Here is a 12,943-nt window from a genome sequence, read left to right as displayed (position 1 = left end):
AAACAAAAAGTCTTAAAGCGACCCTTCGTCGCTTAGTAACCGAGCGTAAACGTGGGTCATTCTCACTAAAGGATTAACCCTATCATCCAGCGCGGGGCCGATCATACCGGGGTTTGCGGAAAAAACGTTCATGAAACCGGCCGTTACTTATGGCTGTAGCACTATTTTCGTTACGTCCTTATGACAAAACGATCATTCCCTCGGTGTGACTCATTGGTTAGAACTGACCACAGGTTGACGTCGCAACGGCGTCAACACCTTGGCTCGCCACGCCGGCAGCGAGCCGCCCAACGGCAGAGTTTTTCTGCCAGACCTCGATTGAGGTCAACGCGACGAAAACAGTCAACAAGTGAGGGAAACACCCTATGAGAAGACTTAAGCGTGATCCGTTGGAAAGAGCATTTTTGCGCGGATATCAATATGGCGTTGGTGGCAAATCCCGCGAGCTTTGCCCATTTACTCTACCGTCGGTACGTCAAGCCTGGATCAACGGCTGGCGAGAAGGACGCGGCGACAACTGGGACGGTATGACCGGCACTGCGGGGATCCACAGACTCAACGAACTTCACGCCGTCGGCTGACACAGGGCACTTATTGCAACACGACAATCTGAATTTTTAGCGACTTACCATGCACGTCCTTCCCGGACGGCGGGCTACGGCCCAGGGGCTCCTTCGAGGAGCCCTTTTTTATGCCCGCAAATCATTTGAACTGCACACATAACCTGTGGGATCAGCGCAAGGCAGCGATCGCGTCGACCGATTCACGAATCAACGCCGGGCCCTTATAGATGAAGCCCGAGTAAATCTGCACCAGACTCGCCCCCGCCGTGATCTTCTCGGCCGCATGCTTGCCTTCGGTGATGCCACCGGCCGCAATGATCGGCAACCGACCACCCAGCTCCGCTGCCAACACCTTCACGGTATGCGTGCTCTTGTCACGCACCGGGGCGCCGGACAGACCGCCCGCCTCGTCACCATGCTCCATGCCTTCGACGCCAACGCGACTCAGGGTGGTGTTGGTGGCGATCACCGCGTCCATCCCGGTTTCGATCAATGCCTGCGCGACCTGCGCAGTCTCTTCGTCAGTCATGTCCGGGGCGATCTTGATCGCCAGCGGCACATGTTTGCCGTGGCGCAGGGCCAGTTCGGCGCGGCGCGTGGCCAGATCCGCCAGCAACTGCTTGAGCGAATCACCGAACTGCAGGCTGCGCAGGCCCGGGGTGTTCGGCGAGCTGACGTTGACCGTGACATAGCTGGCGTGGGCATACACCTTGTCCAGGCAGATCAGGTAGTCATCCACCGCGCGCTCGACCGGGGTGTCGAAGTTCTTGCCGATGTTGATCCCCAGCACGCCCTTGTATTTGGCTGCAGCGACCCGCGCCAGCAGGTTATCCACGCCGAGGTTGTTGAAACCCATGCGGTTGATGATCGCCTCGGCTTCCGGCAGGCGGAAGATCCGTGGTTTCGGGTTGCCCGGTTGCGGGCGCGGAGTCACGGTGCCGATTTCGACAAAACCGAAACCCAGTTGCGAAAAGCCGTCGATGGCCGCGCCGTTCTTGTCCAGACCGGCCGCCAGACCCACCGGGTTCGGGAAGTCCAGGCCCATGACCGTCACCGGCACGTTCGCCGGTTTCTTGCACAGCATGCCATTGAGTCCCAGACGCCCACCCGCGCCGATCATATCCAGCGACAGGTCGTGGGAGGTTTCCGGGGAAAGTTTGAACAACAGCTGACGGGCCAGGGTGTACATGGGCGGCGATGACTCGGGCGGCGAAAAGAGGCGGCGATTATAGCCGGGCATCGCCCCCCGGCGCGAGGCGCACTGGCAAATCCGCCTGACTGGCATATGCCTTGCACCTTCCGGATTATCAACCCACAGGCCAATGGCGGCGTGCGGGCACGGACAATGGCGTCGTCCTCAGGTTTGCTCGGGCAAAGCCTGGGACGGCGTTTTTTTTGAGGGTGGCTTTATATGAGTGATTCGTCCGTCGGGCCGCTGGCCTGGGTCAATGGCAGTGATGCTCCGGAAAAAAGTGTGATCAACCTCGGCTTCATGGCCCTGAGCGATTGCGCTTCGGTGGTCGTGGCCGCGACACAGGGCTTCGCCCAGCCCTACGGCCTGACGATCAACCTCAAGCGCCAGGCGTCCTGGGCGACCTTGCGCGACAAACTGGTCAGCGGTGAACTGGATGTCGCCCACAGCCTGTACGGGCTGATTTACGCGGTGCACCTGGGCATCGGCGGCGTAGCGCCGAGCGACATGGCGGTGCTGATGGGCCTGAACCAGAACGGCCAGAGCCTCAACCTCTCTCACGGTTTGCAGCAACTGGGCGTGACCAGTCCTGAAGCGCTGGATCGGCAGGCGCACCAAAGCCGCGCAAAACTGACCTTCGCCCAGACCTTCCCCACCGGCACCCATGCGATGTGGCTTTATTACTGGCTGGCGAGTCAGGGCATTCATCCGTTGCAGGACGTCGACAGCGTAGTGGTACCGCCGCCGCAAATGGTTGCGCATCTGCAAGCCGGGCGTATCGATGGCTTCTGCGTCGGTGAGCCGTGGGCGGCCAGCGCCGTGCAACAGGATCTGGGATTCACCCTCGCCACCAGCCAGAGCATCTGGCCCGATCATCCGGAAAAGGTCCTCGGCTGCACCCGCGCGTTCGTCGAGCAATACCCCAACACCGCACGGGCGCTGGTGATGGCAATCCTCGAGGCCAGCCGCTTCATCGAGCAAAACCCGGAAAACCGTCGCAGCACCGCGCAGTTGCTGAGCGCCCCGGAGTATCTCGACGCTCCGCTGTCCCGCATCGAGCCGCGTTTTCTCGGTGATTACGCCGATGGCCTCGGCAATCGCTGGCAGGACCCGCACGCCCTGCGCTTTCACGGCAACGGCGAGGTGAATTTGCCGTACCTGTCCGACGGCATGTGGTTCATGACCCAATTCCGCCGCTGGGGCCTGTTGCGCGAGGATCCCGACTACCTCGCCGTTGCGCGTCAGGTTCAGCAACTGGACATTTACCGCGAAGCGGCCACCGCCGTCGGTGTCGCGGCCTGGGGCAAGGAGATGCGCAGCAGCCAGTTGCTCGATGGCAAAGTCTGGGACGGCAGCGATCCGGCCGCTTACGCCCGCAGCTTCAAGTTGCACGCCCTGAGCGACAGCGCACCCCTTCTCGCCCGCCGCTGACAGGAGACCGCCAATATGCTGCGCATTCTGCTGATCAACGACACCGCGAAAAAAGTCGGCCGCCTGAAAGCCGCGCTGACCGAGGCCGGTTTCGAGGTCATCGATGAATCCGGCCTGACCATCGATCTGCCGGCGCGCGTCGAAACGGTGCGCCCGGACGTGATCCTGATCGATACCGAGTCACCGAGCCGCGATGTCATGGAGCAAGTGGTGCTCGTCAGCCGCGACCAGCCCCGGCCGATCGTGATGTTCACCGACGAACACGACCCGGGCGTGATGCGTCAGGCGATCAAGTCCGGGGTCAGTGCCTACATCGTCGAGGGCATTCACGCCCAGCGCCTGCAGCCGATTCTCGATGTGGCGATGGCGCGCTTCGAAAGCGACCAGGCCTTGCGCGCGCAACTGCTGGCCCGCGATCAGCAACTGGCCGAGCGCAAACGCATCGAACTGGCCAAAGGGCTGCTGATGAAGATGAAGGACTGCAACGAAGAAGAGGCCTACACCCTGATGCGCCGCCAGGCCATGAGCCGCCAGCAGAAACTGATTCAGGTGGCGGAGCAGATCATTGCCATGAGTGAGTTGCTTGGCTGAAGGCCTGCGCTGGCTTTCCGGGTTCCTTCGCGAGCAAGCCCGCTCCCACATTTGGAATGCATTCCGCTGTGAAGCAGGTCGGGGTTCCACTTTGAAATGCATTCCCTGTGGGAGCGGGCTTGCTCGCGAAGGCCGCGACGCGGTTTCACTTTTTGGCACAAATCTGGCTAAGCATTCAGCACAGGTAACCAACGGCGGTTGCCCCACCCACGACAAAGACGTCGCTCACCCGTTCGCCCAACCGGCGTATCAGGTGGCGGCGTTTTTGCGTTTTGGCCCCACAGCTCGGGGCCGGTGGTGCGGCCGTGGCGGCGCTCCACCTGCTGTGACTCCTTTCGAGACTCTTTTCAGCTGAGGTGCGCGATGAATTCAAGCTTCTGGAAATCCGGCCACACCCCGACCCTGTTCGCAGCCTTTCTGTATTTCGACCTGAGTTTCATGGTCTGGTACCTGCTTGGCCCGTTGGCGGTGCAGATCGCCGCCGACCTGCACCTGACTACCCAACAACGCGGTCTGGTGGTGGCGACGCCGATTCTGGCGGGTGCGGTGCTGCGCTTTGTGATGGGCATGCTGGCCGATCGTCTGTCGCCGAAAACCGCCGGCCTGATCGGTCAGGTGATCGTGATCTGCGCACTGTTCGGCGCATGGAAACTCGGCATCCACAGTTATGAACAGGCGCTGATCCTGGGACTGTTCCTCGGCATGGCCGGTGCTTCGTTTGCCGTGGCCCTGCCGCTGGCTTCGCAGTGGTATCCGCCGCAGCATCAGGGTAAGGCAATGGGCATCGCCGGCGCCGGTAACTCCGGCACCGTGTTTGCCGCACTGATTGCCCCGGTACTGGCTGCGGCGTTCGGCTGGAGCAACGTGTTCGGTTTCGCCCTGATTCCGTTGATCCTGACGCTGGTGCTGTTCGCCTGGCTGGCAAAAAACGCCCCGCAGCGGCCCAAGGCCAAAGCCATGGCCGACTACTTCAAGGCCCTCGGCGACCGCGACAGTTGGTGGTTCATGTTTTTCTACAGCGTCACCTTCGGCGGCTTTATCGGTCTGGCCAGCGCCCTGCCCGGCTACTTCAACGACCAATACGGCCTGAGCCCGGTGACCGCCGGTTACTACACCGCTGCCTGTGTGTTCGGTGGCAGCCTGATGCGTCCGCTCGGTGGTGCGTTAGCTGATCGCTTCGGCGGCATCCGCACTTTGCTGGCGATGTACACCGTGGCGGCAATCTGCATCGCCGCTGTCGGTTTCAACCTGCCCAGCTCCTACGCGGCACTGGCGCTGTTCGTCTGCACCATGCTCGGTCTCGGCGCCGGCAACGGCGCAGTGTTCCAGTTGGTGCCGCAACGTTTTCGCCTGGAGATCGGGGTGATGACCGGGCTGATCGGCATGGCCGGCGGCATCGGCGGTTTTGCCCTGGCGGCCGGCATGGGCGCGATCAAGCAAAGCACCGGCAGCTATCAACTGGCGCTGTGGTTGTTCGCCAGCCTCGGCGTGCTGGCGTGGTTCGGCCTGCACGGGGTCAAACGTCGCTGGAGAACCACTTGGGGTTCGGCCGCGGTCACCGCTGCGCGAGTCTGAGGCGTCGATGCCCCTGCAACTGAGCTTTGCCCAGGCCAGCGCCACCGGCCCGCGCGCGGAAAACCAGGACGCCCTGCGCCTGGTGACGCCCGCCCCGGCGCTGGCCGCCAGCAAAGGTTATCTGGTCGCTATCGCCGACGGTGTCAGCCAGTGCGCCGATGGCGGATTGGCTGCACGCTCGACCCTGCAAGCACTGGCGCTGGACTACTACGCCACGCCACAGACCTGGAGCGTGGCGCAGGCGCTGGATCGCCTGCTGCTCGCACAAAATCGCTGGTTACAGGCCAATGGCGGCGGGCAACCGCTGCTGACCACGGTCAGCGCGCTGGTCCTGCGCGGTCGGCGTTTCACATTGGCCCACGTCGGTGATTGCCGGGTCTATCGCTGGCAGGCTGACGGTTTGCAGCGGATCTCGCAGGATCATGTCTGGGAGCAGCCGGGCATGCAGCACGTGCTCAAACGCGCGCTGGGCCTGGATCAGCATCTTGTACTGGATTTTCTCGACGGTGATTTACGCGAGGGCGAATGCTTCGTGCTGCTCAGCGATGGCGTGTGGTCGACCTTGGGTGATACCGCAATCGCCGCGATTCTGCGCGATCAACCGGATCTCGACAGCGCCGCCCACACACTGGTCAACGCCGCGCATCTGGCCGGCAGTCAGGACAACGCCAGTGCGTTGCTGGTGCGGGTCGATGCACTCGGCGAGGCGAACATCGGCGATGCACTGATCCATTTGCAGCAATGGCCACTGCCGCCGCCGCTGAAGACCGGGCAGATGTTCGAAGGCTGGCAGGTGCAAGGCGTTGTCGCTCAGAGCCAGCAATCGCTGCTGTATCGAGTGCTGGATAGCCAAGCGCGAGGCTGGTTGTTGAAAACATTGCCGGCGCGACTGGCCGATGATCCCCAGGCCGGACAAGCCTTGCTGTCGGAAGAATGGTTCCTCAAGCGTGTCGCCGGGCGGCATTTTCCTGAAGTCCACAGCGGCACTCAGCGTCAGCATTTGTACTACGTGATGCGCGAATATTCCGGTATGACTCTGGCGCAGCTGTTTCAACACAGCCACCCGTTGCCGTTGGCGCAGTGGCAGAGCATTGCCGAGCGCTTGCTGCGGGCGGTAGGCCTGCTGCATCGGCGGCAGATTCTGCACCGCGACATCAAGCCGGAAAACCTGCATCTGGGCGACGATGGCGAGTTGCGCCTGCTGGATTTCGGTCTGGCGTACTGCCCCGGTCTGTCCGAAGACGCACCGTCAACATTGCCGGGCACGCCCAGCTTCATCGCCCCGGAAGCCTTTCGCGGCGAGCCACCAAGTGCGCAACAGGATCTGTACGCGGTGGGCGTGACCTTGTATTTCCTGCTGACCGGGCACTTTCCCTATGGTGAGGTCGAAGCGTTCCAGCGGCCGCGATTTGGCCTGCCGGTGAGTGCCGGTCGCTACCGCCCGGACCTGCCGGAATGGATTGCGCAGAGTCTGGAGCGTGGCGTGGCTGCCGGTCCGCAACAGCGCTTTGAAACGGCTGAAGAATGGTTGCTGGTGCTGGAACAGGGTGAGCGACGCAGTTTGAGTGTGCGGCCCAGACCCTTGTTGGAGCGTGAGCCGTTGAAGGTCTGGCGGGCGGTGGCGTTGTTGGCCTTGCTGGGGAATTTGGTGATGCTGGTGGTGTTGTTTCATCGTTGATACCGCGTCGCGCCCTTCGCGAGCAAGCCCGCTCCCACAGGGGATCTGAGTCGTTCACAAGTCCCCTGTGGGAGCGGGCTTGCTCGCGAAGGCGCCCGCCCAATCACTACAAATCCCTCAGTCTGAACGCTCCACGACTGGGCAGCCCGCTTCGATAAGGTGCAAAAAAACCTTGATGAACGCTGACAAAACGCAATAAACCCGCCACCGCCACACTTGGCACAACCACTGCATTACCCGTTTCACCATACATAAAGCCCAACCTTCAACGACGAAGGCTGCGCTTCCCGAGAGAACGGGACCAGGACAAAGGCGTCCTCGCTAGGCAACTAGCGGGACGCCTTTTTTTGTTTGCGCAACATTTGTCGAGCACGGCCTGACTGCCCCAAGAGGCCAGCCACCGCTCCCCGGAGAACCTGATGAAAAAACTCAAACTGGTGATGATCGGCAATGGCATGGCCGGGGTTCGCACCCTGGAAGAACTGCTCAAGCTGAGCAATGAGCTGTACGACATCACGGTCTTCGGCGCCGAACCGCACACCAACTACAACCGCATCCTGCTGTCGCCGGTGCTGGCCGGTGAGCAGACCTTCGAAGAGATCGTGCTCAACGACCTCGACTGGTACCTGGAAAACCACATCAAATTGCTGCTTAACCGCAAGGTGGTGCAGATCGACCGGGTTAAACGCCGGGTGATCGCCGAGGACGGCACCGAGGCTGAATATGATCGCCTGCTGATCGCCACCGGTTCGACGCCGTTCATCCTGCCGATCCCCGGCAACGACTTGCAGGGCGTGATCGGTTACCGCGACATCGCCGACACCCAGGCGATGATCGACACCGCCAAAACCCACAAACACGCGGTGGTCATCGGCGGCGGCCTGCTCGGTCTCGAAGCCGCCAACGGCCTGATGCTGCGCGGCATGCATGTCACCGTGGTGCACATCGGCGAATGGCTGCTGGAACGGCAACTGGACAAGACCAGCGGCCAACTACTGCAAACCGCGCTCGAAGCCCGTGGCCTGCACTTTCGTTTGTGCGAGCAGACCCAAGCCCTGCACGACGCAGGCAACGGCCGGGTCGGCTCGGTGCAGTTCAAGAACGGCGAGATCATCCCCGCCGATCTGGTAGTGATGGCCGCCGGCATCCGCCCCAACACCGAACTGGCGGAACGCGCCGGCATCCCCTGCAATCGCGGGATTCTGGTCAACGACACCCTGCAGACCTACGACCCGCGCATCTATGCCATCGGCGAGTGCGCCAGCCATCGCGGCATCGCCTATGGCCTGGTGGCACCGCTGTTCGAACAGGCCAAGGTCTGCGCCAATCACCTCGCACAACTGGGTTTCGCCCGCTATCAGGGCTCGGTGACCTCGACCAAATTGAAAGTCACCGGCATCGACCTGTTTTCCGCCGGTGATTTCATGGGCGGCGAAGGCACAGAAACCATCACCCTCTCCGACCCGATCGGCGGCGTGTATAAAAAACTGGTGATCAAGGATGACGTGCTGGTCGGCGCCTGTCTGTACGGCGATACGGCAGATGGCGGTTGGTATTTCCGACAGATTCGTGAGAATCACGCCATCGGCGAGATCCGCGATCACCTGATGTTTGGTGAAAATTCTATCGGCGACGTAGGACATCAGGGCCAGGACAAAGCCATGAGCATGGCCGACACCGCCGAAGTCTGCGGCTGCAACGGCGTGTGCAAAGGCACCATCGTCAAGGCGATTCAGGAACACGGCCTGTTCAGCGTCGATGAAGTGAAAAAACACACCAAAGCTGCCAGTTCCTGCGGCTCCTGCGCCGGGCTGGTCGAGCAGATCCTGATCAACACCGTCGGCGGCGCGGCGGACGTCAAACCGAAAAGCGAAAAAGCCATCTGCGGTTGCAGCGACCTCAACCACGGGCAGATCCGCCAGGCGATTCGCGAACAGCATCTGCTGACCATCGCCGGCACCATGAGCTATCTCAACTGGCGCACCCCGAACGGCTGTGCCACCTGCCGGCCGGCGCTGAACTATTACCTGATTTCCACCTGGCCCGGCGAAGCCAAGGACGATCCGCAATCGCGCCTGATCAATGAACGCGCCCACGCCAACATTCAGAAGGACGGCACCTATTCGGTGGTGCCACGGATGTGGGGCGGCGTGACCAACCCCTCGGAATTGCGCCGCATCGCCGACGTGGCCGACAAGTACAACGTACCGATGGTCAAGGTCACCGGTGGTCAGCGCATCGACCTGCTGGGGATCAAGAAGCAGGACTTGCCGGGCGTCTGGAAAGACCTCGACATGCCCTCCGGCCACGCTTACGGCAAATCCATCCGCACCGTGAAAACCTGCGTCGGCAGCGAGTTCTGCCGCTTCGGCACGCAGAATTCAACGCAGTTGGGCATCGAGTTGGAGCACGACCTGTTCAACATGTGGTCGCCGCACAAAGTCAAACTCGCTGTCTCCGGATGCCCACGCAACTGCTCGGAAGCGGGGATCAAGGACGTAGGAATCATCGGTGTCGACTCCGGCTGGGAGATGTACATCGGCGGCAACGGCGGGATCAAGACCGAAGTCGCCGAGTTCTTCGTCAAGCTGAAAACCGCCGAGGAAGTTCGTGAATACAACGGCGCGTTCCTGCAGCTGTATCGCGAAGAAGCCTTCTACCTCGAACGCACCGTGCACTACCTGCAACGGGTCGGCATGGAGCACATCAAGCAAGCCGTGCTCGAAAACCCGGAACGCCGCAAGGCCCTGAACGAGCGTCTGCAGTTCTCCCTGTCATTCGAGCAGGACCCGTGGAAAGAGCGTCTGGCGCAGCCGCAACTGAAGAAAGAATTCGACGTGATCCCCGTGAAAAACCTGGAGGTACCGGCATGAACTGGCTCGATATCTGTGCCCTGGAAGAGATCAATGCCCTCGGTTCGCGGATCATTGCCGGGCCGAAAGGCGACATCGCGATTTTTCGTACGAGCGACGACGAGGTTTTCGCCCTCGACGACCGCTGCCCACACAAGGGCGGGCCGCTGTCACAGGGTTTGATCTACGGTAAACGCGTGGCCTGCCCGCTGCACAATTGGCAGATCGACCTGCAAACCGGCGAAGCCCAGGCCCCGGACATCGGCTGCGCGCACCATCATCCGGCCCGGGTCGAAAACGGCCGCGTGCAGCTGGCACTGCGGGAAGCGGTCTGATGAACCGCCAGACGACCGCCTCGACCTGCTGTTATTGCGGGGTCGGCTGCGGCGTGCTGATCGAGCATGACGGCGAGCGCATTCTCGGCGTCAGCGGCGATCCGGCGCATCCGGCCAACTTCGGCAAATTGTGCAGCAAAGGCTCGACCCTGCACCTGACCGGCGATCTGGCCGCCCGGGCGCTGTACCCGGAGCTGCGTCTGGGCAAAGACCTGGCGCGCAGCCGTTGCGACTGGGATACGGCGCTGGATCACGCGACCCAGGTCTTTGCCGAGACCATCGCCGAACACGGCCCGGACAGCGTGGCGTTTTACATCTCCGGGCAGTTGCTGACCGAGGACTACTACGCCTTCAACAAACTCGCCCGAGCGCTGGTCGGCACCAACAACATCGACAGCAATTCCCGGCTGTGCATGTCGTCGGCGGTGGTCGGTTACAAGCGCAGCCTCGGCGCCGATGCGCCACCGTGCAGTTATGAGGATCTGGAGCTGAGCGATTGCGTGATGATCGCCGGCAGTAACATGGCCTACGCCCACCCGGTTCTTTTCCGTCGTCTTGAAGAGGCGAAATCCCGCCGGCCGCAGATGAAAGTCATCGTTATCGATCCCCGGCGCACTGACACCTGTGAGTTGGCGGACCTGCATCTGGCGATTCTGCCCGGCACCGATGTCGCTCTGTTCCATGGGATTTTGCATCTGCTGCTGTGGGAAGACTGGATCGACCGCGACTTCATCAAGGCACACACCGACGGTTTGCCTGAGCTGAAAAATCTGGTGCGCGACTACACCCCGCAAATGGTTGCGCAACTGTGCGGGATCAGTGTCGAGCAATTGCAGCAGTGCGCGGAATGGGTGGGCACCGCGCCAAGTTTCCTGTCGCTGTGGTGCATGGGCCTGAATCAGTCAACCGCTGGCAGCGCGAAAAACAGCGCGCTGATCAATCTGCACCTGGCCACCGGGCAAATCGGCCGTCCAGGCGCGGGACCTTTCTCACTGACCGGTCAGCCGAATGCCATGGGTGGACGGGAAACCGGCAGTCTGTCCAATTTGCTGCCCGGTCACCGGGAGGCAGCCAACCCCGAGCACCGCGCCGAAGTGGCAGCCTATTGGGGCGTCGATCAACTGCCTGAAAGCAGCGGCCTGAGCGCCATCGAGCTGTTCGAACGGATGCGCAGCGGCCAGGTCAAGGCGCTATGGATTGCCTGCACCAACCCCGCGCAGTCCATGCCAGATCAACACGCGGTTCGCGAAGCACTGCAAGCTTGCCCGTTCGTGGTGTTGCAGGAAGCCTTCTGCACCACCGAAACCGCCGCCTTCGCCGACCTGTTGTTACCCGCTGCCAGTTGGGGCGAGAAGGAAGGCTCGGTGACCAACTCCGAACGGCGCATTTCCCACGTGCGCCAGGCCATTCTCCCACCGGGCGAAGCGCGGCCGGACTGGGCGATCACCGTGGATTTCGCACGACGGCTGGAGCAACGTCTGCGCCCGCATCAACCGAGCCTGTTTGCTTTCGAGCATCCGGCGCAGTTGTTCGACGAATACAAACAACTGACCCGTGGACGCGATCTGGACCTGTCAGGCATCAGCCATCCATTGATCGATGAACTTGGCCCGCAGCAATGGCCCTTCCCCACTGGCGCCCGACAAGGCACCGCGCGTTTGTATGGCGACGGGATTTTCCCCACGGCCAACGGTCGTGCGCAGTTCGTTGCCGATCCTTATCGCGCGGCCAAGGAACCACGCGATGCAAGGTTTCCGCTAACGCTGATCACCGGCCGCCTGCGCGATCAATGGCACGGCATGAGCCGCACCGGCACCGCGGCGCAATTGTTCGGGCATGTCGGCGAAGCGCTGTTGAGCCTGCATCCGGACGAAATGCGCCGCCATCGTTTGCAGCCGGGGGATCTGGTCAACCTGAAGAGTCGGCGCGGTGCGCTCATCGTCGCAGTCGACAGCGATGACAGTGTGCGCCCCGGTCAGGCCTTTCTGCCGATGCACTGGGGCGACCGGTTTCTCAAGGGCGGGGTCAACAGTCTGACCTTGCCGGCCTTCGATCCTTTGTCAAAGCAGCCCGAACTCAAACACAGCGGCGTACGTCTGGAAGCGGTGAATCTGCCATGGCACTTGTTCGCACTCATCGAAGGCGATGTTCAGCGGCATTTCGAGAGGCTACGGCCGCTCTGTGAGGCATTTTCCTACGTGAATTTCAGCCTTGTCGGACGTGAGCGGCCGGCACTGCTGATACGCGCTGCCAGCGCCACGGCGCCGGAGCCGCCACTGCTGCGCGATATCGACCAGTGCCTGGCGTTGCTCGACGGGCCGGTGCTGGCCTATGACGACCCACGCCGCGCCATCGGCAAGCGGGTACGTATCGAACACGGTCGTATCACCGCGATCCGCCTGGCCGGCGAAACCCTGGCCCAACACTGGCTGCAAGGCTTGTGGCTGGAGGGCCGCGCCGATGAACAATTGCGGCGCTGGCTGCTGGCGCCGATGAGCGCGCCGCCAGGTAATGCCGGTTTGCAGGCCAATCCGGGCAAAACCCTGTGCAACTGCAAAAACGTCAGCCACGGCGCGGTGTGTGCCGGAATTCGCCAAGGCCTCGACTTGCAGGGTCTCAAACAACAACTGGGGTGCGGCACGCAATGCGGCTCGTGCGTCCCGGAAATCAAGCGTTTGCTGGCCGCTGAGCTGCGGCCGGTATCGGTCATCTGCTAAGGAAAACAC

At 62.0% G+C, this 12,943-nt stretch carries 9 protein-coding genes; 8 read left to right on the top strand and 1 reads right to left on the bottom strand.

Annotated features, from left to right (window positions below; all coding sequences use genetic code 11):
* Positions 1-365 precede the first annotated feature (365 nt).
* Entirely contained in the window at positions 366-581 is a 216-nt protein-coding gene (rmf, locus tag ACS4NR_RS03460; RefSeq protein WP_003223300.1) for a ribosome modulation factor, read from the top strand.
* Between the two features lie 151 nt (positions 582-732).
* Here the strand turns inward: rmf and ACS4NR_RS03455 are convergent, their stop codons facing one another.
* Entirely contained in the window at positions 733-1,752 is a 1,020-nt protein-coding gene (locus tag ACS4NR_RS03455; RefSeq protein WP_456019092.1) for a quinone-dependent dihydroorotate dehydrogenase, read from the bottom strand.
* 222 nt (positions 1,753-1,974) lie between these two features.
* Here ACS4NR_RS03455 and ACS4NR_RS03450 point away from each other — a divergent pair, with 222 nt between their 5' ends.
* From ACS4NR_RS03450 to ACS4NR_RS03420, 7 genes are all read left to right on the top strand, one after another.
* The gene (locus ACS4NR_RS03450) at positions 1,975-3,186 is read left to right on the top strand and encodes a CmpA/NrtA family ABC transporter substrate-binding protein (RefSeq protein ID WP_456019090.1); all 1,212 of its coding nucleotides are present in this window, start codon (positions 1,975-1,977) and stop codon (positions 3,184-3,186) included.
* A gap of 15 nt (positions 3,187-3,201) precedes the next feature.
* Entirely contained in the window at positions 3,202-3,777 is a 576-nt protein-coding gene (locus ACS4NR_RS03445; protein ID WP_027613283.1) for an ANTAR domain-containing response regulator, read from the top strand.
* A 363-nt stretch (positions 3,778-4,140) separates the two neighbouring features.
* Positions 4,141-5,352, top strand: coding sequence for a nitrate/nitrite transporter (locus ACS4NR_RS03440; RefSeq protein WP_027613284.1), 1,212 nt, complete (start codon positions 4,141-4,143; stop codon positions 5,350-5,352).
* A 7-nt stretch (positions 5,353-5,359) separates the two neighbouring features.
* A complete protein-coding gene (locus ACS4NR_RS03435; RefSeq protein ID WP_456019089.1) occupies positions 5,360-7,030 on the top strand; it encodes a protein kinase domain-containing protein in 1,671 nt (556 codons plus the stop codon).
* A gap of 419 nt (positions 7,031-7,449) precedes the next feature.
* A complete protein-coding gene (gene nirB, locus ACS4NR_RS03430) occupies positions 7,450-9,903 on the top strand; it encodes a nitrite reductase large subunit NirB (RefSeq protein WP_095138646.1) in 2,454 nt (817 codons plus the stop codon).
* Entirely contained in the window at positions 9,900-10,217 is a 318-nt protein-coding gene (gene nirD, locus ACS4NR_RS03425; protein WP_041067740.1) for a nitrite reductase small subunit NirD, read from the top strand. The genes nirB and nirD overlap by 4 nt, the downstream gene beginning before the upstream one ends.
* Complete coding sequence (locus ACS4NR_RS03420) at positions 10,217-12,934, top strand: nitrate reductase (protein WP_456019088.1); 2,718 nt, start codon at positions 10,217-10,219, stop codon at positions 12,932-12,934. The genes nirD and ACS4NR_RS03420 overlap by 1 nt, the downstream gene beginning before the upstream one ends.
* The last annotated feature ends 9 nt before the right edge of the window (positions 12,935-12,943 follow it).

The organism is Pseudomonas sp. JQ36 (genome assembly GCF_053851495.1).
This window is presented reverse-complemented; position numbering and strand designations above follow the sequence as displayed.

Excerpts from the sequence above, each read along its gene's own strand:
- ACS4NR_RS03435 (WP_456019089.1), top strand. The coding sequence starts at position 5,360 with ATGCCCCTGCAACTGAGCTTTGCCCAGGCCAGCGCCACCGGCCCGCGC.
- nirB (WP_095138646.1), top strand. The coding sequence starts at position 7,450 with ATGAAAAAACTCAAACTGGTGATGATCGGCAATGGCATGGCCGGGGTT.
- ACS4NR_RS03440 (WP_027613284.1), top strand. The coding sequence starts at position 4,141 with ATGAATTCAAGCTTCTGGAAATCCGGCCACACCCCGACCCTGTTCGCA.
- rmf (WP_003223300.1), top strand. The coding sequence starts at position 366 with ATGAGAAGACTTAAGCGTGATCCGTTGGAAAGAGCATTTTTGCGCGGA.
- nirD (WP_041067740.1), top strand. The coding sequence starts at position 9,900 with ATGAACTGGCTCGATATCTGTGCCCTGGAAGAGATCAATGCCCTCGGT.
- ACS4NR_RS03445 (WP_027613283.1), top strand. The coding sequence starts at position 3,202 with ATGCTGCGCATTCTGCTGATCAACGACACCGCGAAAAAAGTCGGCCGC.
- ACS4NR_RS03450 (WP_456019090.1), top strand. The coding sequence starts at position 1,975 with ATGAGTGATTCGTCCGTCGGGCCGCTGGCCTGGGTCAATGGCAGTGAT.
- ACS4NR_RS03455 (WP_456019092.1), bottom strand. The coding sequence starts at position 1,752 with ATGTACACCCTGGCCCGTCAGCTGTTGTTCAAACTTTCCCCGGAAACC.
- ACS4NR_RS03420 (WP_456019088.1), top strand. The coding sequence starts at position 10,217 with ATGAACCGCCAGACGACCGCCTCGACCTGCTGTTATTGCGGGGTCGGC.